A 25,478-nucleotide genomic window follows, 5' to 3' on the forward strand; every position below is an offset into this window, starting at 1 on the left:
GCTGTTTAAAGCCTGCGTATGCGCGACTCACCATGCCGTGCCCGGCGCGCGAAGACGCGTCGCGGCTCCAGGAGGAGACATCATGAGATACGGACGCGCGTTGGATAAGGTGTCGGCGAATCATGCGCCGATGCCGGCTTCGCACGAGGCAAGCCCGAAGCGCGCCTGGCGCTCGCCGATCAGCGCAGGCGCCGCGCTGTTGACGGCGGCGTTGCTGATGTCCGCCTGCGCCGATGCCAGTTCGACGATGGGCGACGCGGCATCCGCACCGGCAAATCCCGCGAACAAGGCAGTTGATGTGGCGAGCAACAACGTCAGCACGAATGACAGCCGTGGAAGCGGCAACGGCAATTCCAACGCCAACGCCAATTCCAACGCCAACGCCAACGCCAACGCCAATTCCAACGCCGCCGCCACGGATCCCGCGCTCGCCACTCAACCTGGCGCTTCTACACGTCGTCCCACACTCGAACTGGCCAAAGCCAAACAGCTACTCGCGGAACAAAGCATCGCGGCGCGCATGCCATCGGCGAGCGGCCTGACCGAAAGGCGCAGCCGCCCGCTGACGCTGCGCGATTCCGGCATCGACGGTTCGCTGATGTTCGCGCGCGACGTGGACTTTCGCGTGACGGGCGACATCGGCTTCATGATCCACGACATGGCGGCGACGCTAAGCCCGGCGCGCGCCGGCCAGCCGATCGTATTCGACGATCCCACCAGCGTCACAATCAACGTCCACCGCGGCCATGTCACGCTGGACAGCGCCAAGCTCACCGCGATCTTCAATCGCTACCTGTTCCAGTATCAGGGCTCGCCGCTGCGCAATATGCGCGTCGTTCCGCAGGACGGCGGCAACTTGCGCATTACCGGCGAGATGCATCGCGAGACATGGGTGCCGATCGTGTTGAGCGGATCACTGTCGATGCGCAACACCGAGGAACTCGTGTTTCACGCCGATCATGTCGAAGTGGCCGGCGTCGGCGCCGACAAGCTGATGCAGGCCGCCCACGTGAAGATGGCCGACCTGCTGAAAGTGGACACGCCGATCGCGCGTCTCGACGGTGACGACGTCGTGATGCAGGTGGCCAAACTGACGCCACCGCCCGCGTTGCGCATGACGATCACGCAGATCGAGACGAGCGCGGCGGGCGTGCGCTTCACGCTCGACGACCGGAGCGTGCCCAACATCGTCTGGCCCGCGACGATGCCCGCGCGCGGCATGCTGGTGCAGGGCGGCGACGTCAAATTCATGCGCTCGATGCCGATGAACATCGACATGGCGCTCACGCCGATCGACAACAAAGCACCGTTCGTGCTGGATCTGTATCACTATCGCGAGCAGATGGCGGCCGGTTTTTTCACCTTCGACGAAGCGGGCGCGCTGGACGTGCATCTGCCGTCGTATACGACGCTAGCCAGCGCGGACAAAGACAAGGACTCGCCGACGCAAACCGGCAGCGCGAGCGCGCGTTATAACGACAGCTTCATTCGCGCCCAGCAGGCAGCGCTCGCGCAGGCGCGGCTCGTGTGGCAACGCGTGCCGCAGACCGTGCAAACCGCCGCGGTGGCGCGCGCGATTCCGGTCGGCACACGCGCGGCGTTTTCCGGGCAGCGCATGGCGACGCCGGGTTCGGCGTTCAGCGATGAGCGCCATTCGCCGGGCCCCGCGCCGCTGATTCACGTCGAGAACGTCGACTTCTACGTGGCGGGGCGCATCGGTTTTCATGTGCGTTCGCTGGACGCGCAGATGGTGCCGAAAAAGCCGGGACAACCGGTCGATCTGGACGATCCCGATCAGTACGATATCCGCATTATCGGCGGCGAGGTCGTGGAGCCGTGGCCCGCCATGGCGGCGCTCTTCAACGACTATCTGCTCGACTACGAGCCGCGTTCGCTCAACGACCTGCAGTTGAAACCCGTGGACGGCAAACTCGAAGTGACAGGTGGCATCAAGTTGTGGAATCACTTTCCTGGAGTCTGGCTGCCGACCACGATGAGCGGCACGATCGTCGCCAAAGACGAGCGGCACCTGGTGTACGAGCCAACTTCGGTGAAGGTGCTGGGCGTGCCGCAGGCCGGCTTGCTGCGCGCGCTGGATATTCCGCTCGCCTCACTCACGCCGTTCACGCGCAAGGGTGTGGCGCTCAAGGGTAACGAGCTGGTGTTCGATCAGTACACGGTGTTTCCGCCGCCGGTCCTGCAAGGGCGTCTCGCGAGCGCGACGGTTACGGATGAAGGCCTCGTGCTGAAGTTCAAGCGCGATAGCAACGTCGCGGCGGCAAGGCCGCCTGCGGGCGCGGGCAAGAGCTTCGTCTGGATCGAGTCCGGCGACGTGAAGATGTTCAATTCGCTGGTGACGAATACGCGCACGTTCATCAAGGACAGCTCGAACCCCAGCGTCATGAAGTTCGATCTGTACGCTTATCGCAAGGACGTGTCGAAGGGAACCGTGAGGATGGGCGAGGATGGCGGCCTGGATGTCGATCTGGCCGTCAGGAAGTAGCGTGGCTCAACTGGAGGCCGTTTGAAATTGGTTGAAGCCTGCGCGTTGCCGTCTCGATGACGCCGCGCAGGCCGCAAGTTCAAGCGTCCTTATTGATGATCCACTCGTGCGCCGGGTCATTGCGGAAATGCCAGGTCCGCTTGCCGCCTGCCATGACGTTCAGATAATACGAGTCATAGCCATACGGCACGACCACGGGGTGATAGCCGCGCGGCACCATGACGACGTCGTGATCCTCCACCGCCATCGACTCGTCGATATCGCGCATGTCGGTGTAGACGCGCTGGAACGCAAACCCTTGCGGCGGATCGAGCCGGTGATAGTAAGTCTCTTCGAGCGAACTCTCGTGCGGCACGTTGTCGGTATCGTGCTTATGCGGCGGGTAGCTCGAAGCGTGTCCGCCAGGCGTTCTGACTTCCACCACCAACAGTGATTCGGCGGGCTCGGTCTGCGGAAGAATATCGCAGACGTATCGCGTATTCAGGCCTTTGCCGCGTGTCGAGCGCTTCATCGAAGCGGGCTCGATCAACCTCGCGGGATACTTGCCTTCGGCAGGCGCGCTCGCCACGCCGATCTCGGCATCGCGGCAAGCGCGAACCGTCGCCCGCACGTTCGGCGGCAGATACACCGCATAAGGCGCGGCGTCCTCGAACACGCTGTCACGCGAGCCGATGGAACGCCAGGTCGTCTCCGCGGTTTCGATGTCCACTGTGCCGGTGAGCACGACAATGCACACTTCGCGCGTTGACTCGTGCACGTGCACCACTTCGTTCGTGCCGAGGCGGTAAGCGGCAAACCCCACATATCGCCAGCAGGCCGACTCCGGTGTCACTCGCGCGATCGTTTGGCCTTCGCGCTGCGCCTTCACCAACAGACTCATGCTGCCTCCTGCTCTGTCCTGTTTGCGGCGTCGAGCGGTGCGTCGACCAACGCGCGCAACGTCTTGTAGCCCTTTTGCGCATACTCGAACGAAGGCGCCACGACCGGGTCCTGTTCGGCTTCGACCACCAGCCAGCCGCGATAACCGTGCCGCTTCAATCGCTCGATGATCGCCGGGAAATCCACCGCGCCGTCGCCCGGCACCGTGAAGGCGCCGGCGATCACCGCGTCCAGAAAACTCCAGTTGCGATTGCGCGCGAGTTTCATCACGGCGGGGCGCACGTCCTTGCAATGCACGTGGCAGACCCGCGCGATATGTTTGTCGAGCACGGCAATGGGATCGCCGCCGGCAAACGTGATATGTCCCGCGTCGAACAGCAGGCCGACGGCGTCACTGGTGCGCGCCATCAGCTGATCGACATCGGCAGGCGTCTCGACATAAGCGCCCATGTGATGATGGTACGCGAGCCGCACGCCGCGGCTTAGCGTATAGCGCGCGAATTCGTCGACACGCTCCGCATAAGCGGCCCATTGTGCGTCGCTGAAAAAACGCGGCCGTTGATAAAGCGGCTGCGGCGCGCCCTGAATCGAATCGGCGACCTCGCCGTACACCATCGCGGTCGCGCCGTTTTGCGCGAGCAACTCCAGATGCGGGCCGACGGCGGCGATTTCCTCCGCTACGCTTTGCCGAGCGAGACGTCCGGAATACCAGCCCGAGACCAGCGCGAGATCGTATTGCGCGAGCAGCGTCTTCAGCGCCTGCGGCTCGCGCGGAAACTTGTTGCCCAGTTCGAAGCCTTGATAGCCGATCTGGCGGCCCTCCGTCAGCGCCACCTCGAGCGGCGTCTCGCCGCCGAGCGAAGGCAGATCGTCGTTCATCCACGAGAGCGGATTGATGCCGATACGTACGTCGAAAGCAGTCATGCGGGCGTCCTCATTCGTTGTCGGTGGGGCCGGCGTTTGGCGCGGAGCTGGACGGTTCGGCGCGTGCCGCGAGTTGGGTTTCGTATTTCGCACGGGCGTCGCGTACCGCGGGGCGCGCCGAGACTTCCGGCACGGCCACTTCCCACCACCAGCCGCCGTCGTCCGTGGTGCGGGCAGCGTCGGTATCGATGCTGATGACATAGGTGCGATCGGCCACGCGCGCGCGTTGCAACGCGGCTTCGAGTTCGGCGACGTTCGCGGCGTGTTCGGCCTGGGCGCCCAGGGCGCGCGCATGGGCGGCGAAATCGATCTTGGGTGCGCCGAGCGGGCCCTGCTTGCAGTCTTCGAGCAGGTTGTTGAACGGCGCGCCGCCGCACGCCTGCTGCAAGCGGTTGATGCAACCATAGCCGCGATTGTCGAGCACCACGACGATCAGCTTCGCGCCGATCATCACGGAGGTCGCGATCTCGCTGTTCATCATCAGATAGCTGCCGTCGCCGACCATCACGATCACTTCACGCGCGGGCCGTGCGAGCTTGACGCCGAGTCCGCCGGCGATCTCGTAGCCCATGCACGAATAGCCGTACTCGACGTGATACGAGCCCGGTTTGCCGGCGCGCCACAGTTTATGCAATTCGGCGGGCAGGGTGCCGGCCGCGCAGACGACGATATCGTTCGCCGGCGAGCTTGCGCTCGAACGCTGTATCGCGCCGATTACATCGCCCTCGTAAGGCAGCACGCTGTCGCGTTGCGGCGCATGGGTGAGCGTACTCACCGTATCGCGCCAGCCCGCCGCGAGTTTGTGTGCGCGCGCGGTCCAGGTGCGATCGGCGTGCCAGCCTTGCAGGGGTTCGGCGAGCGCATCGAGCGCAAGCCGCGCGTCGGCTTCGACCACCAGCGCGCGATGCTTGAGGCCGTCGAAAGCATTGACGTTGATGGCAATCACATCGGCTTGCGTGAACAAGGTGTTCGAGCCGGTCGTGAAGTCCTGCAAGCGCGTGCCGATCGCCAGCACGCAATCGGCGTCGTGTGCGAGCGCGTTCGCGGCGGGCGAGCCCGTCACGCCCAGCGCGCCCGCGTTCAACGGATCGTTCCAGGCAAGCGACCCTTTGCCGGCCTGCGTTTCCGCGACCGGAACGCCGTGCGCGGTGGCGAAACGATGCAGTGCATCGGAGGCGCGGCCGTAGAGCACACCGCCGCCCGCGACGATCAACGGCCGCCTGGCCTGCCGCAGACGCGCGAAGGCGGCCTCGATTTCGTCGATGCGCGGCGCGGGCGAATGAAACGTAACGATGTGCGGCTTGAAGAAGTCGACGGGGAAATCCCATGCCTGCGCCTGCACGTCTTGCGGCAACGCGAGCGTAACCGGTCCGCACAAGGCGGCGTCCGTCAGTACGCGCACGGCGCGCGGCAGCGCATTGAGCAATTGCGCCGGATGCACGATGCGGTCGAAGTAGCGCGACACCGGCTTGAGCGCGTCGTTGGCGGAGACGCCGCCGTCGTGAAAGTCTTCGAGCTGCTGCAATACAGGATCGGGTGCGCGCGAGACGAAGATGTCGCCGGGCAACAGCAGCACCGGCAAACGGTTCACGTGGGCCAGCGCCGCCGCGGTCACGAGGTTGGTGGCGCCCGGTCCGATCGACGTCGTGACGGCCATCATGCGGCGGCGGAAATGCGCCTTCGCATAGGCGATCGCGCTGTGCGCCATCGCCTGTTCGTTATGGGCGCGCAGAGTCGGTAATTCGTCGCGGTGCTGATACAGCGCTTCGCCGATCCCCGCCACGTTGCCGTGGCCGAAGATGGCGAACACGCCGCCGAACAGCGGATCGGTACCGTGGCCGTCCTCGGTCGCGACGCGTTGCGCGGCGAGATAGCGGACCAGCGCCTGCGCGGCCGTCAGGCGCACCGTGCCGCCCGAGCCCGTGCGAGCAAGGCTGGCGTCGTTGGCGGACGCCGCGTCGTGATGCATTACGCGCTGATTCATGCGGCCTGCTCCTGATGGACGTGGTGGGTCGCGCCCGGTTGCGTGGCGCTCGCGCCACGTGCTGCGCGCCACGAAGCGATCAACGTTTCGAAGGTGCGGCGCACGCGCGCGATCAATTCGTCGTCGCCGATTTCTCCGGCCAGCCATGCATGGCTCGGTTCGTGGAAGATCGTGCGCCCGACCGTGAAGCCGCGGCATGTCGCCGATTGCGCCGCCGCGCGAAAACCCTCGTTCAACTGTTCGACGGCCGCCGACAAACCGAGCAGGACCACGCCGCGGCAATACGGATCACGCTCGGCGATCAGCGCGTCGACGTTGCGCCATTGCGCGGCGTCCATCGGTTCGAGCTTCCACCACTCGGGATAGATGCCGATGTTATACAGGCGCTTCAATGCGCGATACACGGTGTCCGGCGCTTGCGGCAAATGCGCGTGCTTCGGCGGGATCACTTCGAGCAGCAGTTCATGGCCGCTTGCCTGCGTCGCGTCGTAGAGCGCGCGCAATTGGGCTTCCTGTTCGAGGCGCTGCTCGATGGGTTCGTCGGGATGAAACTGCACGAGGCATTTGACGATATGTTCCTGCGGCCAAGGGATCAGCGTGGTGCCGATCGAACGGCCATGATCGAATACGAGCGGCACCGAGCCCGGCAGTTCCACCGGCCGGCCGATCCACCAGCCGCGGCCGGTGGCCGCGTTCAGCGCGTCCTGGCCGTAGCGGTCGTCGATCAGCACGCCGATGCGGTTTTGCAAACCCAGCGCGCGCTCGGTTTGCGCGACGGCTTCCACGAACAGGCCTTTCAGTTGCGCAATGCGCGCGTCGTCGGCGCCGGTTTGCTGCGCGAGTTCGAAGAACTGGTTGCGGTGGTCGAAGGCGAAGCCGAGCACTTCGTCCCATTGCTTGCGGGCCGGCGAGACGCGATGCAGTCGTGCGAGGCGCGCGTCGCGATCCGGGCGGCGCATGCGCTGCGGATCGGCTTTGGCTTCGCGCAGGAAGTAGTCGAGTTCGGCGGGCGTCGGCATGGCCGGTGCGCAGCCGTGACGTGACACGACAAGCGCGCCGCTAGCGTTCGCGGCTCGCGCGCACGCTTCGAGCGGTTGATCGCGCAACCAGCCCGAGAGAAAGCCCGAGGCGAACGCGTCGCCGGCGCCGAGTACGTTCAGCACTTCGACTTCCACGCCACCTTGAATCGGCACGTCGTCGAGCGAGGCGGGCACCGCGCCGTCGATAATCTGACAGCCCAGCGGTCCGCGCTTGAGCACCAGCGTGGCCGGCGTGACGGCGCGCACCATCGCGAGGGCGTCGACCAGTTCGGTCTTGCCGCCGGCAATACGGAATTCTTCCTCGGTGCCGATCACCAGATCGAACAGCGGCAGAATGCGCTGCAAATGCGCGGTGACGCCTTCGCTCGCGACGAAACGCGTTTCACCGTCGGCTTTGCCGGTGAGACCCCACAAGACCGGACGGTAGTCGATATCGAGCACGGTGCGCACCTGGTTGCGGCGCGCGTAATCCAGCGCGCGGCGGCTCGTGCGGTTCACCTGTTCGGTGGAAAAGTGCGTGCCGGTAATCAGCAGCGCTTTCGACGACGCGATGAAAGCCTCGTCGAAATCCGCTTCATCCACCGCCATATCCGCGCAGTTCTCGCGATAGAAAATCAGCGGGAACGTGTCGCGGTCTTTCAGGCCGAGCAGCACGAGGGCGGTCAGGCGCTCCTGGTCGATACGCACGTGGCTGACGTCACAGCCCTCTTTGGTGAGCGTCTCCGTGAGAAAGCGGCCCATATGATCGTTGCCGACGCGTGCCAGCATCGCTGACGCGAGACCGAGGCGCGCGCAGCCGAACGCGATATTCGCCGACGATCCGCCGAGATACTTCGCGAAGCTCGACACGTCTTCGAGCCGCGCGCCGACCTGCTGCGCGTACAGATCGACGGCGAGGCGCCCGAGGCAGACGATGTCGCGGCTGCGGCCCGGCGCGAAGCGGCTGGCCGCCGTCGCCGGGGCGGACGTGTTTGCGCTGGATGTGCTGGAATGATCCATGAAGTTTCCTGAATAGCTGAGCGCGGTGGCCGGCGCAGCGGCGCCGGTTCCTCGCGCGAATGAATCAGATCGTCGCGCCTTCGAGTTCGCCGATCATCTTCTGCATCTCGGCGCCGCCGGCCATCATGTCGAGCACTTCGTCCTTGCTGATGGTTTCCTTGGTGAACGTGCCGAGCGATTTGCCGCGATTGAGCACCGTGAACGAATCGCCGATCGGATACGCGTGATGCACGTTGTGCGTGATGAAGATCACGGAGATGCCCTTCGCGCGCGCCTTGTGGATCAGCTTCAGCACGTTGAAGCTCTGCTTCACGCCGAGCGCGGCAGTCGGTTCGTCGAGAATGAGCACGCGTGCGCCGAAGTGAATCGCCCGCGCGATGGCCAGACACTGTTTCTCTCCGCCAGACATGGTGCCGATCGGCTGATGCGGGTCGCGCACGTTGATGCCCATTTCCGCGAGTTTGTCGCGCGCGGTGGTGGCGCTCGTTTCCAGGTCCATCACGCTCAGGAAGCCGAACAGTTTCTTTTGCGGCTCGCGTCCCATGAAGAAGTTGCGTGCGACGGAGAGTAGCGGCACCAGCGCCAGATCCTGATAGACGGTGGCGATGCCCAGGTCGAGCGCGTCTTTCGGCGACTCGAACAACACCGGTTTGCCATCCACCAGATACTGGCCGGAAGAGGGCTGATGCACGCCGGCGAGCGTCTTGATCAGTGTCGACTTGCCCGCGCCGTTGTCGCCGAGCAGGCAATGCACTTCGCCGCGTCGCAGACGCAAGGTCACGCCGCTCAGCGCGATCACCTTGCCGAAGTATTTGTTGACGTTTTCGAGCGCGAGGATCACGTCGTCCTCGCGATCGCTCGCGCTGCCCACGGCATTCGCTACGGTATTCGTATCGGACATGGTCGTCTCCTCGTTACGCCTGCGAGACGCGGCGGCGCACATAGTGATTGAACAGCACGGCGATCAGCAGCATCACGCCGAGGAACACGCGAAACCAGTCGGAACTGACGTTCGTGTAGGTAATGCCGATCTGCACCACGCCGAAGATCAACGCGCCGAAACACGCGCCGACTACCGATCCGTAGCCGCCCGTCAGCAAGGTGCCGCCGATCACCGCGGCGATGATCGCTTCGAACTCCTTCTGCAAGCCCCGGTCGGCGGCAGCCGAGCCGATATCGCACACCTGCAGCACCGCGAACAGGCACGAGCAGAACGCGGTCAGCACGAACAGCGAAATCTTCACGCGACGCACCGGCACACCGACGTTCTTGGCGGCGTTGGCGTCGCCGCCCACCGCGAGAATCCAGTTGCCGGCGCGTGTTTTCGCCAGCACGAACGCGCACACCGCGGCGAGTCCGAGCCACCACAGAATCACCTTCGGAATGCCCGGCACGAGCGCGTGGCCGTTATCGAGCAGCGTGCCGATGCCGTGATGCGCGAGCATCGTGAAGAGACCGTTCAGCGCGACGCCGTGAAACAGCGTGTTCGCAAGCCAATCCTGTTGCGCCAGATCGCCGACGCCGGAGACGATGGTGCGGTCCGCGAACATGATCGACAGCGCGAGCGTGAGGCCACGCAAGATGAACAGGAACGCGAGCGTGACGATGAACGAGGGCAGGCGCGTACGCATGACCAGATAGCCGTTCAGCGCGCCGAGCAGCATCGAGCCCGCAAACGCGAACAGAATGGCGAGGGAAATCGGCCAGTGAAAATAGACAGACGGAATCGCGACCATCATGCCGGCGAAACCGATCATCGAGCCGATCGACAGATCGAACTCGCCGGCGATCATCAACAGACACGCGCCCACGGCGAGAATGCCCAGATACGCGGACACCTGCGACCAGTTCATCACGCCGTCGAGATTGAACATGCCGGAGTTGCCGGCCGTCAGCGCGAAAACGAGAAACACCAGTACCGCGCCGGAAATCGCGGCGAATTCGGGGCGGTTCAGCACATGGCCGAACCTGGATTCCTTGCGCAGCCGTTCATCCGAATCGGGCAGCGGCGGGGCTGCCTCGGCATTCGTCTTGACGTGCGGTGGGAAGTGTTTGCCGGCTACACCCATGATGTCTCCTTGGAACCCGGTTGTGCCTGCCTCGCGTGGGGATGAATTGCGAGAACGACAGCCGGTGAAATGCGCGGTGGCGGCGGGCGGCCCGTCCGGTATCGAAACGGTGCCCGCCGTGCGCGTGACTAACTAGAGAAAAGAATCAGCGGTACTGCCCTGCGTACTTGATGACCTTGTCGAGGTTTTCCTTGGTGATGAAGCCCGGGCCCGAACGGATATTCTTCGGGCCGTAGGACGGCGCGAGACCGTAGGTGGCAAGCCGTTCCTTGAACTTCGGATTCGCCTCGAGAATCTTGCGGATCTTCGCGGGATCGGTGGTGTGCTCTTTCTTCACGATCGCCAGCACGGCCACGGGGATATAACCTTGCAGGTACGGCTGCTGGTCGATCGCGAACTGGATCGTGCCGTTCTGGATCGCTTTGGCGATGTCGTCGGAGAAGTCGAACGTGCAGAAGTAGATCTTGCCCGCCAGACCCATTTGCGTGACCGCTTTCAGTGTGGCCGAAGCCGGGGTCGGTCCGAGCGTCAGGATTGCACCGGTGTTCGGGTGATTACGCAGATACGCGCTGACCTTCGATTGAATTTCGGTCGGGTCCTGGCCGGAGTCGATGGTGGACGACTTGTAATCGACGCCGATCGCCTCGGCAAAACCGCGGCAACGGTCGAACGACACGGTGTTGGTGGCGAGGTGATTCACGCACAGGAACGACTTCACGCCTGCTGCCTTGGCTTTCTCACCGGCGGCTTTGCCTGCCACATATTCGGGCTGGCCCACGTGCATGATCGCGCCGAGTTGCGCGCTCTGTTCCTCCGTGCCGGAATTGATCGTGACGAGCGGAATCTTTTTCGCAGTGACTTTGTTGATCGAGCTCTTCAGCACGTCGAAGTCGGCGATGGTGACGATCACGCCGTCGTAGTTGCGCGCGGCTGCCTGCTCGACCAGACGCGCCATATCGGCAATGTCGCCGTTCGGCGGATTGCGATAGTCGGTCTCGACGTTGAAGTCCTCGTCGGCCTGTTTGATGGCGTTCTTGATGGTGTTCCACCACGAATCCGAATCCGGCGCGTGGCTGATCAGCACGAAGTGTGCGTCAGCCGCGCGGGCGGCCGAGGCCGCGCCGAATCCCGTCGCCAACGTCAATGCCGTCACCAGAATCCTGAGCGTAGCCTTGCCCTTGCAAAGTCTCATTGTCTCCACCTTTCTCGGTATGTCGTTTTTGAAGGGAGCGTCTGGCGGGCGGCTTTTCATCCGCATACGGCCCGGGTGTGTCCACCAAAGCACCATCGCTCACGACCAAGATTAGGCCATCTTCCGAGGCGTTGCAATGAAAATTTCATTACAAATAAAAATGGAAAATACGTTCCATTTGATTCGGCGGCTGCCTATAATCGGCAGCGTCAGGAGGCCGTGTGGCGGGCGTGACGAGCCGCTGCCGCACTGCAATAAAGCACCCGAGAGAGAGCCATGGCGGAAGAGAGCACCGAGGAATTGCCAAGTGTCGAAGAATTGATGCAGCGCATCGCGGAGAACTACGATGCATTGCCGCGTCAGTTGAAGAATGTCGCGACCTATATCGAGCAGCACCGTTCGAGCGTGATGGTGGATCGCACCAGCGACATCGCCGCGAGTTGCGGCGTGCATCCGTCCGCCGTGGTGCGTTTTGCGCAGCGCTTCGGCTTTTCCGGATTCTCTGATCTGCAGGCGGTGTTTCGGCAGGCTTACACCGGACAGGGCAGTTCGTCGCCGAGTTATCAGCAGCGGATTCGCAAGCTGATCGACGAAAAGCCGGGGGCGCTGTCCGGCGGTTCAGTGGCGCGAGAATTCATCGCAGCCGCGCGCGGCGGTCTCGAAGAACTCGAAGCCGGGCTCGACGACAAGCAGTTCGACGCCGCGGTGAAGATGCTGCAGCAGGCCGACAACATTTACGTGATCGGCGTGCGGCGTTCGTTTCCGGTGGCGAGCTATATCGTCTACGCGTTGCAGCACACGCCCAAGCGCGTGCATCTGGTGTCCGGTTTCGGCGGCATGTACCGCGAACAGATTCGCAGCGTGAAAAAAGGCGACGTGGTGATTGCGATCAGCTTCGCGCCCTATGGAAAGGAAACGCAGTATTGCTTGCGTGTTGCGCATCATCACCAGGCCAAGACGCTCGTTATTACGGATAGCCAACTATCTCCGCTCGCACGTTACGCCACCACGCAATTGTATGTAAAAGAGGGCAGCGCGTTCGCGTTCCGCTCGCTGACCAGCACGATCTGTTTGTGCCAGGCGCTGTTCATCGCGCTCGCGTACAAGCTCGAATTGAATGTTGAAGAATCCAAAGACACCGGAGGATACGATGACTGATGGGGCAAAGACGATCGACGTGGCCGTATTCGGCGCGGGGCGCATCGGCAAGATTCATGCGGCGAATCTCGCGCGGCAGCCGGGCGTGCGGCTCAAGTATGTGGTCGACGTGAATCGTGAGGCGGCCGCCGCGCTCGCCGCCGAGCACGGCGCGCAGGTCGCGGATATCGACTGCGCGATGGGCGATGCGTCCGTTGGCGCGACCGTGATCTGTTCGAGCACGGACACGCATGCGGATCTGATCATGCAATCCGCCGCGCAGAAGAAGCACGTGTTCTGCGAGAAGCCGGTCGATCTGACGCTGGCGCGTGCGCAGGCTTGCGCGGACGCGGTCGAGCGTGCCGGCGTGGTGTGCATGATCGGTTTTCAGCGGCGCTTCGACCCGACCTTCTCGGCGCTGAAAGCGCGACTCGACGCCGGCGAAATCGGCACGCCGGAAATGCTGGTGGTGACGAGCCGCGACCCCGGTGCGCCGCCCGTCGACTACATCCGGCATTCGGGCGGCATCTTCAAGGACATGCTGATTCACGACTTCGACATTTTTCGCTGGATTCTCGACGACGAGGCCGACACGCTGCATGCCACCGGCAGTTGTCTGAGCGACCCGGCGATCGCCGATGCGGGCGATATCGATTCGACCGCTGTGACGATCCGCACGAAGCGCGGCCGCCTGTGCCAGATCAACACCGCGCGCCGCGCCGCGTACGGCTATGACCAGCGCTTCGAGGTGCTGGGCAGCGCCGGCATGCTGCAGGCGGGCAACGTGCGGCCCACGGAAGTCACGGCGTACTCGAAAACCGAGGTGTCGAGCGATGTGCCCGAAGCGTTTTTCCTCGAACGTTATCGTGCCGCTTACGCGCATGAAATCGCGCATTTCTTCGATGCCGTGACGCACGGCAAGCCGGTGCGCACCACGGTGGCGGACGGCCTGAAAGCGCTCGAACTCGCCGAGGCCGCGAGCCGTTCGTGGCGCGAGGGCCGCGTGGTCAAACTGGGCGAGGCGTTGTGATGACGGCGGCCGCGGCACGGCTTCGGGTGGGCGTGGTCGGACTCGGGCGTCTCGGCAAGCGGCATGCGGAAAATCTGGCGTATCGCGTGCCGGGCGCGTCGGTCGTGGCGGCTTGCAGTCCTGTGGAAGAGGAGCGGGCGTGGGCGCGTGAAGCGTTGCCCGCGCCGCGGCTGTACGACGATTACGCGGAGTTGCTCGCCGATCGGGAGGTGGATGCCGTTTGGCTGGTGACGCCGTCTTCGTTGCACGCGCAACAGATTGTCGATGCGTTGCGCGCCGGCAAGCATGTGTTTTGCGAGAAGCCTTTGTCGTTGGATCTGGCGGAGTGCGAGAGGGTGCTGGCCGAGTCGGCGCGCTATCCGCATTTGCAGGCGACGATCGGCTTCATGCGGCGCTTCGATCCGAGCTATAAGGATGCGTTCGACAAGATCGAAGCGGGCAAGATTGGCAGGCCGTTTCTGGTGCGCTCGCAGACTGCCGATCAGAACGATAGCGACGGTTTTTTTGTGCGCTTTGCGGCGACGTCTGGTGGCATCTTTTTAGATTGCACGGTGCACGATATCGATGTGGCCCGGTGGTTATTGGGCAGGCCGCGGGCCAAACGCGTGTTTGCGGCGGGTGTTGCCGCGATGCATGAAGGGCTGCAGGAATTCGGCGATGTCGATAATGGTGTGGCGATCTGCGAGTTCGAAAACGGCAAGCTGGCCATGTTTTATGCGTCACGGACGCAGGCGCATGGAAATGATACGCATAGCGAAGTGATTGGTACTGGTGGGGCGCTGGCTATTGGCCATAATCCGCGTGCGAATCGCGTCGAGATTTATGACGCCACAGGGATCCGGAACGAATGTACGGCGAATTTTTTTGATCGGTTCGAGGATGCATTTTTGTTGGAGGCGCGGGCGTTTGTCGCTGCCGTGCGGGGTGGGGCTGGTTCTGCGGCTGCGCAGGCCGGGGCTTCGCTTGCCGATGCTTTGGAGGCTACGCGGATTGGGGTGGCGTTGAGGGAGTCGTTGTTGAGCGGGGAGGCGGTTGGGTTGTAGGGTTTTTGGGGTTTTGGCCTTTCCTTGATTTGTTGGTGGTGTATTAGCGTTGCCCCTGTGCGGGGCGGCACCTCCTTTCTTTGCCGCGGCAAAGAAAGTAGGCAAAGAAAGCCGCTTTGAACCGCCAGCCCATAAGCGGGTCCCCCGCACAGTTGCAGTAGTGGTGCATCTGGAATCGGTGTCCTTGCACATTCGGCCTTCGTGACAAAGCAGTCATTCTTCCGGCGGCGCTGCGCGCGCCGTTGTGGTCGTTCAACTAACCAAGTGTGTTTGGGCTTGGCAGCGGGACTGGGTTGCCGAGTTGGGCTCTGACGCGAGGGGCCTATCCGTAATTTCGTGGGCGAGGCATATCATGAAGGATGAAGATCATGGATGTGCCAATCATGAAGAAGAGACGCACTGTCGCCTCGCAGGCAGCGGCCCGCGGGCCGCTGCCTGCACTGCCAGAAGCGCTGCTCGATGAACTGGTGAAGGGCCCGATGACGCCCGCCGAGGTTCAGGACCTGATGCTGGCGTTCAACAAGGCACTGATCGAGCGGGCGATGGGCGCCGAGATGAGCATGCATCTGGGCTACCGGCCCGGCCAGCCCAGGCCCTCTGAGCAGACCAACGAGCGCAACGGCGCCAGCGGCAAGACGGTGATCACCGAGCGCGGCCCGGTCAGGGTCGATCTGCCGCGCGACCGCGATGGCAGCTTCGAGCCGATCCTGATTCCCAAACACGAGCGCCGATTCACGGGCTTCGACGAGCGCATTATCGCGATGTACGCCCGGGGCATGAGCGTGCGCGAGATTCAGGCGTTTCTGGCCGAAAGCTACAGCACCGAGGTCTCCCCCGACTTCATCAGCTCGGTCACCGACGAAGTCATGGCCGAAACGCTCGCCTGGCAGAGCCGTCCGCTCGAGCCGATGTATCCGGTGGTGTTCTTCGACGCGCTGCGCGTGAAGATCCGTGGCGACGGCGTGGTGAGCAACAAGGCAGTGTATCTGGCGCTGGGCATCCAGGCCGACGGTCAGCGCGACGTGCTCGGCCTGTGGATCGAGCAGACCGAAGGTGCGAAGTTCTGGCTGAAGGTGTTCAACGAACTGAAGACCCGGGGCTGCCAGGACATCCTGATCGCGGTGGTCGACGGCCTGAAGGGGCTGGCCGAGGCGATCGGCACGGCGTACCCGCGCACGGCCGTGCAGACCTGCATCGTGCACCTGATCCGCAACAGCCTGGAATACGCCAGCTACAAGGATCGCAAAAGCGTCGCCGCAGCGCTGCGTCCGGTCTACGCCGCCGCGAACGAACAGGCCGCGCAGCAGGCCCTGGAGGCCTTTGCCGAAGGGCCATGGGGCGCGAAGTACCCGACCATCGTGCAGTCGTGGCGACGGGCGTGGGAGAACGTCACGCCGTTCTTCGTGTTTCCGCCCGACATACGCCGGGTGGTGTACACCACGAACGCCATTGAGAGTCTGAACATGCAACTACGCAAGATCATCAAGACCCGCGGCCACTTCCCCAACGACGAGGCCGCCATCAAGTTGCTCTGGCTGGCGCTGCGCAATGTGCTTAACAAGTCCGTGCGAACGGCATTCGACTGGTCGAGCGCCATGAATCAGTTCGCTATTCTGTTTGGTGAGCGTTTTACTCAGGCACGCGGTTAATTCCGCTAACCGCCTCGCCCACAAAAATACGGACAGGTTCGACGCGAGCGGCAGCAGCTTGCGATGCCGCGTCGCCCACGCCAGGCCTCCAGAACCACCGCCCCTTCAAAGCATCGCCGAGGCGTAGCCGATGGCCTCCGTAGCGCAGACACAACCGCTGGTTCAAAGGCGGACCGTTCCGACGAGCGCGGAGCGCGAGGTGGGAGGGATGACGCCCTTGTCACTGAAGCTGAATGTGCAAGGACACCGATTCCAGATGCACCACTACTGCAACTGTGCGGGGGACCCGCTTATGGGCTGGCGGTTCAAAGCGGCTTTCTTTGCCTCCTTTCTTTGCCGCGGCAAAGAAAGGAGGTGCCGCCCCGCACAGGGGCAACGCTAATACACCACCAACAAATCAAGGAAAGGCCAACACCCCGTCGAGAACAAGTAGATGCCGCCCCGCACAGGGGCAACGCATAGAGCACCGCGAACTCAAGAAAAAGGCCAAAACCCTAAAAGAACAACAACCAAAACCGCGCCCCTCCGGCACCCCCACTGCCCCTGCGGTAGAATTCAACCCTCCGTCCGGCGTCACCCACGACGCCCCTCTCCCCGAAGGTCATCGTCGATGCAAATTCAGATTCACAAGGAAGTCGATGCGCGCGGGCTGATGTGCCCGCTGCCCATTTTGCGCGCCAAGAAGGCGCTCGCCGACATGGAAAGCGGCCAGATTCTCAAGGTGCTGGCCACCGATCCCGGTTCGCAGCGCGATTTCGCCGCGTTCGCGAAGCAAACCGGCAATGAAATCGTCGAAAGCTCGGCGCAGGACAAGGTTTTCACTTTCCTGATGAAACGCCGCTGAAACCGGCGCACCGGCGTTCATGCCGGCCCAGTCTGCCGCCCAGAAAACAAAAAAGGCGCTGTGCCCGCGAAAGCGGGGCACAGCGCCTTTTTACTTAGCTTCGACGCCTAACGAACGCCTGCCGGAAGAAAGCCGTTCAACCTTCCAGCACCGGCGAACGCGTGCGCAGATATTCTTCGAAATCCGCAGCCACTTCCGGGTGACGCAAGGCGAATTCGACCGTCGCCTTCAGATAACCCAGCTTGCTGCCGCAGTCGAAACGCGTGCCGTGATACTTGTACGCCAGCACCTGTTCGTCGGCGAGGAGCGACTGAATTGCGTCCGTCAGCTGCAATTCGCCGCCTGCACCCGGCTTCAACGCACGCAGATGTTCGAAGATGCGCGGCTTGAGCACGTAGCGGCCCACCACGCCGAGATTCGACGGCGCCACGTTCGGCTCCGGCTTCTCGACGATGCCCGACATCTTGATGATCGAATCTTCCCATTCCTTGCCGTCGACAATGCCGTACGACTTGGTTTCCTGCGCCGGGATCTCTTCCACGCCGATCACCGAGCTGTGATAGTGGTCGAACACCTCGATCATCTGCGCCATGACAGGCGGCGTTCCGTACAGCAAGTCGTCCGCGAGAATCACGGCAAACGGGTTGTCGCCCACCAGCTTCTCGGCGCACAGCACCGCGTGGCCGAGGCCGAGCGCCTCCGGCTGACGCACGTAGAAGCAATCCACGTGGCTCGGCTTGATGCTGCGCACGAGCTCCAGCAGCTTGTCCTTGCCGCGAGCCTCGAGTTCGGCCTCGATCTCATACGACTTGTCGAAATGGTCCTCGATCGCGCGCTTGCTGCGGCCGGTGACGAAGATCATTTCGGTGATGCCGGCCGCCATCGCCTCTTCGACCGCGTACTGGATCAGTGGCTTGTCGACGATCGGCAGCATCTCTTTCGGGCTCGCCTTCGTGGCAGGGAGGAACCGGGTGCCAAGACCTGCTACCGGAAAAACCGCCTTTGTAACTTTTAGCATGTGATTACCCTGAATCCTCTGGATTAGCTATCGGTCCTTGCCCGCCTCTTAGGGGGCGGGCATGGAGCGTCGATCAGACCGGCAAGCGCGCCAATTGGGCTTTCAGCTTGCCCACTGTGGCTTCGAATTCTGCCAGTCTTTTCTGCTCCTGCTCAACGACTGCCGGCGGCGCCTTTGCAACGAAACTCTCATTCTGCAATTTGCCGTTGCACTTGACGATTTCCGTGCTCAACCGCGCAATCTCCTTCGACAACCGCTCGCGCTCGACTGCCACATCGATTTCCACCTTCAGCACGAGCTTGTCATTCCCTACGATAGCAATTGGCGCGCCATCTGCCTGCGCATCCAGCGTTGCCTCGTCGGCAATGATTTGCACCTCCGACAAACGGGCCAGTGCCTGTGCGTACGGAGCAAAGGTGCGCAAGCGCTCCGCGTTGCCGGTAGCGAGCAACGGCACCTTCACCGCCGGCGACAGATTCATTTCGCCGCGCAGATTCCGGCACGCATCGATCACTGCTTTCAGGTCGGCCGCCCACTGCTCGGCGTCTTCATCGATCTTCGACGGTTCGGCAACGGGGTAAGGCTGCACCATGATGGACGCTTCGCCCTCGGCTTTGCCCTCGGGGTAACGTCCGGCCAACGGCGCCACTTTTTGCCACAGCGCCTCGGTGATAAACGGAATCACCGGATGCGCGAGGCGCAGCACCGTCTCGAGCACGCGCAGCAGCGTGCGGCGTGTTGCGCGCTGCTGGTTCGGTTGACCCGTCTGGATCTGAACCTTGGCGAGTTCGAGATACCAGTCACAGTATTCGTCCCATACGAACTTGTATAGGGCGTTGGCCACATTGTCAAAACGATAGTCGGCGAAACCCTTGGCGATTTCCGCTTCCACCCGTTGCAGGCGCGAGACGATCCAGCGGTCGGCCGACGAGAAATTCAGGTGCCCGTCCGGGCCGCATTCACCGCATTGTTCCGGCTTGCCGAAGCCGCAATCGTGGCCTTCGCAGTTCATCAGCACGAAACGCGTGGCATTCCACAGCTTGTTGCAGAAGTTGCGATAGCCTTCGCAGCGCGCGAGATCGAAGTTGACGTTGCGCCCGAGGGTGGCCATGGAGGCCATCGTGAAGCGCAGCGCGTCGGTGCCGAACGCCGGGATGCCGTCGGGGAATTCCTTACGGGTCTTCTTTTCGATCGATGCGGCCTGCTTCGGGTTCATCAGGCCGGTGGTGCGCTTGGCGACCAGCGCGTCGAGGTCGATACCGTCGACGATATCGATCGGGTCGAGCGTATTGCCCTTGCTCTTCGACATTTTCTGGCCTTCGGCGTCGCGCACGAGACCGTGCACGTACACCGTGTCGAACGGCACCTTGCCGGTGAAGTGCGTGGTCATCATGACCATGCGCGCCACCCAGAAAAAGATGATGTCGAAGCCGGTGACCAGCACCGACGACGGCAGGAAGTGCTTGAGTTCCTGCGTTTCATTCGGCCAACCGAGCGACGAGAACGGCACCAGAGCAGACGAGAACCACGTGTCGAGCACGTCTTCGTCGCGTTTGAGGGCGCCCGTGTAGCCGGCTGCCACAGCCTTGGCGCGCGCGTCTTCTTCGGTCTTCGCCACGAAGATTTCGCCGTTTTCGCCGTACCACGCCGGGATCTGGTGGCCCCACCAGAGCTGGCGCGAGATGCACCAGTCCTGAATGTTTTCGAGCCACTGGTAGTAAGTGGTGGTCCAGTTTTCCGGCACGAATTTGATTTCGCCGCTGCGCACCACGTCGAGCGCCGTTTCCGCGATCGATTTGCCGGGATTGAAGGTGCCTTCCGGCGCCGGCTTGCTCATGGCGACGAACCATTGGTCCGTCAGCATCGGCTCGATCACGACGCCCGTGCGGTCGCCGCGCGGCACCATCAGCTTGTGCGGCTTGACCGATTCGAGCGCGCCGAGCGCTTCGAGGTCGGCCACGACCTGCTTGCGGGCTTCGAAGCGATCGAGGCCGCGGTATTTTTCCGGCGCATTGTCGTTGATCTTCGCGTCGAGCGTGAGGATTTCGATTTGCGGGAGCTTGTGGCGCAGGCCGACCTGGTAGTCGTTGAAATCGTGCGCGGGCGTGACTTTGACGACGCCGGTGCCGAATTCGCGGTCGACATAATCATCCGCGATGATCGGCACTTCGCGGCCCGACAGCGGCAGCGTGACCGTCTTGCCGATCAGCTGCGCGTAGCGCTCGTCTTCTGGGTGGACCATCACGGCGGTGTCGCCGAGCATGGTTTCGGGGCGCGTGGTGGCGACCGTCAGATGGCCCGAGCCGTCCGTGAGCGGGTACTGGATGTGCCAGAGCGAGCCGTTTTCTTCCTCGCTGACCACTTCGAGGTCGGAGACGGCGGTGAGCAGCACCGGGTCCCAGTTCACGAGGCGCTTGCCGCGATAGATCAGGCCCTGTTCATACAGGCGGACGAAGACGTCGCGCACGGCGGCCGACATTTTGTCGTCCATCGTGAAATATTCGCGCGACCAGTCGATCGAGGCGCCCAGACGCCGCACCTGATTCGTGATGGTCGAGCCGGATTGCTGCTTCCATTCCCACACGCGTTCGACGAACTTTTCGCGGCCGAGGTCGTGGCGCGAGACGCCTTGCGCGTCCAGTTGCCGTTCGACGACGATCTGCGTGGCGATACCCGCGTGGTCCGTGCCCGGCACCCACAGGGTGTTTTCGCCGAGCATGCGGTGGTAGCGGGTGAGGCCGTCCATGATCGTCTGGTTGAACGCGTGGCCCATGTGGAGGGTGCCCGTGACGTTCGGCGGCGGCAGCTGGATCGAGAAATCCTTTTTGTTCGGCTCGAAGGAGGGCGCCGCGTAGGCGCGCTTTTCCCATTCAGGGCCCCAGTGGGCTTCAATGGTATGGGGCTCGAAGCTCTTGGCAAGCGTGGAGGTGGTGTCGCTCGGGGTCTCGCTCATTGTGTCGGTCAGCTGGTGAATGCAAAGAATGCTCGATTATAAGCGGCGCTCCGCGGCCAGGGATTTTTGCTGTTTTGAGACGCCGCTCGCGTGTGCGTCGGCGGCTTCGGCCTTTTTCGGGTCGTGCTCGGGCCGCTGGCCTCTCGGGGCTGTCGCGGACGGGCATTCGCGGCATGGCAGCTGCCGCCGCGCAAGCCGGAGCCGTCCGCGAAGACCGACATCGGGGTCGATACACCCAGGTACGACATCTCCGGACTTCGGCCATGCTGCAATGGGCCCGACAGCACGGCGCCTCTCCCATGTTTGCTGTCATTCTTTCCTTCATACGGAGTCTGGAAAAATGACGATATCCCCAGCAAGCGGTTGGACTTCTCCCGTCCGGGACGATTTTTCCAGGCAGAACAGAGAGACTGAAAAGCCCAAGCCGGCAGACCATGCGCCGCCGGATCCGACTCTCGCGCGACCGATAGCTGCGCTGGCGGCCGCGAAGCAGAGCGAAGCCCGTGCCCCTCGGCCGTGGTTTTCCACGTCAGCCGCTTTATTGTCGCGCCAGACATCCGGCGAGGCGCTCCTGGCGCATGTCGCCCGGACGGCCCACGCGAAGGCAAGAGGCGACACGCTGGAGGTGCCATTAGGTCAACGCCGGTCCCCGCGGGCTGTATCCGCTCACGCCGGTGCCTTGGCAGGACGGGTTCCCCACGGCCTGCACGGCACGCTTCCCGCTGCGGCCGCCGACCCGCAGCAGGCCACGCCAACCGCTCGCGCGCTGCCCAATGCGAGTCTGGAGGAGTTCAAGGCACTCAACACGAACTTCGACACGCTAGATGGCGAAGCTCACCGCAGCAGCGAGGCGAACTCCCGAATTGCGCAGAAAATCGAAGCCCGCATCCAGCAGGAAATGACCGGTTATCCGCCTCAGGTGATCCAGCTCCAGGAAAGACAAACGCACCTGCAAGGGATGCTGGCCGAGCTGCCGGATAGCGAACGTCAATTCTATAGTGGCGTTCTCGCGACATTGGGCGTGGCCTATCAGCTTGAAACCGATCAGGACAAACGCTACGCGATCAATGAGAAATTGACTGGCCTCGAGAACGCCGTTCGTGAGGGAGTCAGCCGGGTTCGCAACGATCCTGTCGAGCGGGTTCTGGGCCAATTCAACCCGCCCATGGGCGAGGCTTATCTGAACAAGGAAGACAGGGAGCGTGTCGGCCACCTTGCGACATTGCGCGAAGCATTCCTCGGGGCTGCGGACGCCGGCGAACGGGAGGACCTGTTCGCCGAAGCCAGCGACCTCAAAAGCAAACTGCAGGGGCGAATCTCGGTCGAAATCGGCAAACGCCAGCGCGTGGAAAACGCCCGTTGGAAAGAGGCCAACGGCGAAGTAGACCGCATTCTGCAGGAAGCACAGGCGCAGACCGATCCCGCCAGGCGCTACGAACTGATTGGCCGTCAACTTTTTCAGATCAACCCCGGCCAGGACGAGTTGAAGGATAAAGTCGTTCTGGCCTTTACCCAGCGCATGCACGACTCGCCGCAATGGCGGGGCACGCTGGATATCTGGCACGATCAGGTCAGCGGTCCACTCAATGCGCATTCAGTCGGCGCGGCCAAACGATATACGGATATTCTCGGCGACCTGCCGCCGGTGAGCGCCGACTACGTGCGCGATCTCAGCGACCGGTACAACGCCGTCCTCAAGGACGTCACTTATAAAGACTATTCGATCACACCTGCGGCGCGCGCGGAAAAGACGGCCGGGCAAGTTCTGGAAGGCGTCGAGCGTGTGCTTCTCGGACTGACGCCTTTAGCGCCGCTGGCGGATCTCCAGCCTTCCACCCTGCCGGACAATGTCCGCATGGGGCTTGATTACGGTTCGGCGTTGCTGGGCTTGCTGGGAGGAGAAGGCTGGGGGATCGCCCGAGAAATCGGCCTTTCAGGTAAAGCGCTTTCCGCAGCGGCGCGGGATGCCGAGGCGGTCAATATGGCGGGAGAAGCAGGCGACTCGGCAGGCAGAGGTCTGATTCAGGCAGCGGGCGAAGGCATTGTCGAAGGTCGACAGGCAGAACAGTCCTTGAGTCGCGACGCGCAGGCAGCGGAAAAAGCGTTGCGGGAGCAGACCGTTGCCGAGGCCGGTCCTGCGGTGGATCCGATCAGCCTGCTTGCGCGTCAGAGCGTGGGGGACAGCCCTTATGGATCAATGGCGAGCTATGCCGATCCTGGCGTCTCGTTGAAAGATCTCCGTCCGGGCTCGACCCGGGGGATCCTCGTGGATGCCAAAGGTGACCGGTATATCGAACTGGGCGGAGCGGCCTATCACGTCCGCTTTGACCGGGACACCGAAAGCTGGCGGGTGTTTAGCAAAGGAGCGGATTTGAAACCGCAATACCCCGTTCGCCTGAATGAGACATCGCACCAATGGGAGCTTGATGGTGAGGTAGGACTGAGGGGCGGAGCCCCGGGGAAAAAAATGAGCCCTGAAGTCCGGCAGGAACTCATCAGACTGTTGAAGGAAAAAGAGTTATCGATCGGCCAGATAGCAAAGAGATTCGGAATATCTGATTCAACAGTGAGAAGACTTGCGGATAGCGAGAAAATCACCGGAGTTCGGGCCGTCTACAAGCCTAAAGTACCTGTCACAGATGAAATGCGACGAGAGGTTATCAAGCTGCTGAGAGAAGGCCAGTTGTTACAGGTCCAGATAGCCAATCAACTGGGAATTTCGGAAATGACGGTCAGCAGGATTGCTGCGGTTGCCGGCGTCAGGTCAATAGCCAGACGCGCGTTTCCTCAACGGGCAATCACGCCGGAACTTCGACTGAAAGCCATTCAACTATTAGAGAAGGGCGAGCTGTCCCATAGACAAATAGCACGCGAATTGGGGATCTCCCTTTTTACAGTGAACAATATTGCGAAGAAGCAGAATATCCCGCTTACCGCCGCGGCCTCCCTGCGCAATCTGAAAACGTCACCGGGAGACCGTGAGAAGATCATCGAGCGACTCAAGGAGGGAATGACGAGCCGGGAAATAGTCGCGCAGACCGGTGCATCTCAATCGAACGTGTCGTTGATTGCCAGGCAGGCGGGCCTGGCTCCTCCGCTGCCGAAGGGCGTTACGCCCGAGCAGATCGACCAGATATTCGCACTGAACGACCAAGGGAAAAACACCGGAGAAATCGCCGGTGCAGTCAAATTGTCGAAGGGTAAGGTCAGAGACGTTCTTGCGAATTACAACGCCAATACCTACAAAAGGTCGTGGTGGGATACGACGCCGGAAAACCGCACAGCGGCGATCCAGCAACTGGACGAGGGCAAAACGTCCAGAGTAGTTGCCCGGGACCTGAATCTTCCACTTGAAACGGTACGGGGGGTGGCCAATGAGCACCGGATGGCAAGGGATTCGCTGGCGAGCGAACTTCTAGCCAAAGGCAAATCTCCTGAAGAGGTGGCTGACTCCCTGGACATGCATCCGGAATATGTGAGGCGCCTGACGCACGGCGGACCCGAGAGTACACACGACCTACATTTCACGTCGAAAGACCGGGATGCGGCAATGGACATGTTCGAAAAGGGTTATGACAAAGAGGAGGTTGCCAGAAAACTCGGCATCTCCCCATGGAAGGCACGCAGTCTTGTGAAGGAATTCCAGACGCAAAGCATGCACTCTGTCACGTCCGAGCAACTCGACGATATCGCGCGAATACTCAGCAACGTGAACTACAGCCTGACGACCGGCGATTTCGCCCAGGCAACCGCCTTGCCCGAGAGCACGATCGCGCTCGTCGAGCAGGAATATGCGGGTGGCTTCATAGCGCCCTCGCGGTCGCCTCAACCGGGCACGTCCTCTGCCATGTCGCCGGGTGCCATCTACCATTACGAATGGATTCCTCCACTCTCGCCGGAGCAGGAAATCGAGGCAGTTCGTGCAATGAATGAAGGCGATAGTCTCGAGGACGTGGCTGCGCAACTCAAGCAACCTTACGCGGCGATTGAGCGTTTGCACGAGGGGGATCTGCCCCTTCTCGCGCCGCAGGACGAAGCCATTGACGCCTCCCCGGCAGCACTGCCTCATCCGGCCACGACTGCGTTCAGCGAAGCGGATCGAACCGAGATTCGAATTCTGGCGCAAAGGAGCGGCGTGAGCGCGTCATTCATTGCCAATCTGATTGGCGCACCCGTGGAAGACGTTCAGACAATATTGGACTCGACTCCCTGAG

General features: G+C 62.5%; 16 protein-coding genes. 7 read left to right on the forward strand and 9 right to left on the reverse strand.

Annotation, left to right across the window (positions count from 1 at the left end; all coding sequences use genetic code 11):
- Positions 1–82: 82 nt before the first annotated feature.
- A complete protein-coding gene (locus BLW71_RS00995) occupies positions 83–2,503 on the forward strand; it encodes a hypothetical protein (RefSeq protein ID WP_091792645.1) in 2,421 nt (806 codons plus the stop codon).
- A 79-nt stretch (positions 2,504–2,582) separates the two neighbouring features.
- On the opposite strand, the gene iolB is transcribed toward BLW71_RS00995, so the two are convergent.
- The 7 genes from iolB to BLW71_RS01030 form a co-directional block, all read right to left on the reverse strand.
- A complete protein-coding gene (iolB, locus tag BLW71_RS01000; protein WP_091792646.1) occupies positions 2,583–3,383 on the reverse strand; it encodes a 5-deoxy-glucuronate isomerase in 801 nt (266 codons plus the stop codon).
- Complete coding sequence (iolE, locus tag BLW71_RS01005; RefSeq protein ID WP_091792647.1) at positions 3,380–4,306, reverse strand: myo-inosose-2 dehydratase; 927 nt, start codon at positions 4,304–4,306, stop codon at positions 3,380–3,382. The genes iolB and iolE overlap by 4 nt, the downstream gene beginning before the upstream one ends.
- Before the next feature lie 10 nt (positions 4,307–4,316).
- Positions 4,317–6,290, reverse strand: a complete 1,974-nt coding sequence (gene iolD / locus BLW71_RS01010) for a 3D-(3,5/4)-trihydroxycyclohexane-1,2-dione acylhydrolase (decyclizing) (RefSeq protein ID WP_091792648.1) — start codon at positions 6,288–6,290, stop codon at positions 4,317–4,319.
- Complete coding sequence (locus BLW71_RS01015; RefSeq protein ID WP_091792649.1) at positions 6,287–8,329, reverse strand: bifunctional 5-dehydro-2-deoxygluconokinase/5-dehydro-2-deoxyphosphogluconate aldolase; 2,043 nt, start codon at positions 8,327–8,329, stop codon at positions 6,287–6,289. The genes iolD and BLW71_RS01015 overlap by 4 nt, the downstream gene beginning before the upstream one ends.
- Before the next feature lie 64 nt (positions 8,330–8,393).
- The gene (locus BLW71_RS01020; protein WP_091792650.1) at positions 8,394–9,230 is read right to left on the reverse strand and encodes an ATP-binding cassette domain-containing protein; all 837 of its coding nucleotides are present in this window, start codon (positions 9,228–9,230) and stop codon (positions 8,394–8,396) included.
- A gap of 13 nt (positions 9,231–9,243) precedes the next feature.
- Positions 9,244–10,398 carry an ABC transporter permease gene (locus BLW71_RS01025; protein ID WP_091792651.1) on the reverse strand — a complete coding sequence of 385 codons (1,155 nt, stop codon included), beginning with the start codon at positions 10,396–10,398 and terminating at the stop codon, positions 9,244–9,246.
- A 145-nt stretch (positions 10,399–10,543) separates the two neighbouring features.
- Positions 10,544–11,590, reverse strand: a complete 1,047-nt coding sequence (locus BLW71_RS01030; protein WP_091792652.1) for a sugar ABC transporter substrate-binding protein — start codon at positions 11,588–11,590, stop codon at positions 10,544–10,546.
- Positions 11,591–11,866: 276 nt separating this feature from the next.
- On the opposite strand from BLW71_RS01030, the gene BLW71_RS01035 reads away from it, so the two are divergent.
- From BLW71_RS01035 to BLW71_RS01055, 5 genes are all read left to right on the forward strand, one after another.
- Positions 11,867–12,748: a MurR/RpiR family transcriptional regulator gene (locus BLW71_RS01035; RefSeq protein ID WP_091792653.1), complete on the forward strand. Its 882-nt coding sequence runs from the start codon at positions 11,867–11,869 to the stop codon at positions 12,746–12,748.
- A complete protein-coding gene (gene iolG, locus BLW71_RS01040; RefSeq protein WP_091792654.1) occupies positions 12,741–13,757 on the forward strand; it encodes an inositol 2-dehydrogenase in 1,017 nt (338 codons plus the stop codon). Before BLW71_RS01035 ends, iolG begins: the two co-directional genes overlap by 8 nt.
- Entirely contained in the window at positions 13,757–14,800 is a 1,044-nt protein-coding gene (locus tag BLW71_RS01045; protein WP_091792655.1) for a Gfo/Idh/MocA family oxidoreductase, read from the forward strand. Before iolG ends, BLW71_RS01045 begins: the two co-directional genes overlap by 1 nt.
- A 383-nt stretch (positions 14,801–15,183) precedes the next feature.
- On the forward strand, positions 15,184–16,449 hold the full coding sequence (locus BLW71_RS01050) for an IS256 family transposase (protein WP_177205074.1): 1,266 nt from the start codon (positions 15,184–15,186) through the stop codon (positions 16,447–16,449).
- A gap of 616 nt (positions 16,450–17,065) precedes the next feature.
- Complete coding sequence (locus BLW71_RS01055; RefSeq protein ID WP_041746333.1) at positions 17,066–17,293, forward strand: sulfurtransferase TusA family protein; 228 nt, start codon at positions 17,066–17,068, stop codon at positions 17,291–17,293.
- 136 nt (positions 17,294–17,429) lie between these two features.
- On the opposite strand, the gene galU is transcribed toward BLW71_RS01055, so the two are convergent.
- The gene (gene galU / locus BLW71_RS01060; protein WP_091792656.1) at positions 17,430–18,311 is read right to left on the reverse strand and encodes a UTP--glucose-1-phosphate uridylyltransferase GalU; all 882 of its coding nucleotides are present in this window, start codon (positions 18,309–18,311) and stop codon (positions 17,430–17,432) included.
- A 73-nt stretch (positions 18,312–18,384) separates the two neighbouring features.
- On the reverse strand, positions 18,385–21,264 hold the full coding sequence (locus BLW71_RS01065) for a valine--tRNA ligase (protein ID WP_091792657.1): 2,880 nt from the start codon (positions 21,262–21,264) through the stop codon (positions 18,385–18,387).
- 340 nt (positions 21,265–21,604) lie between these two features.
- Here BLW71_RS01065 and BLW71_RS01070 point away from each other — a divergent pair, with 340 nt between their 5' ends.
- On the forward strand, positions 21,605–25,477 hold the full coding sequence (locus tag BLW71_RS01070) for a DNA-binding protein (protein WP_091792658.1): 3,873 nt from the start codon (positions 21,605–21,607) through the stop codon (positions 25,475–25,477).
- Position 25,478: the final 1 nt, after the last annotated feature.

Origin of the sequence: Burkholderia sp. WP9 (assembly GCF_900104795.1) — a bacterium.
Lineage (GTDB): Bacteria > Pseudomonadota > Gammaproteobacteria > Burkholderiales > Burkholderiaceae > Paraburkholderia.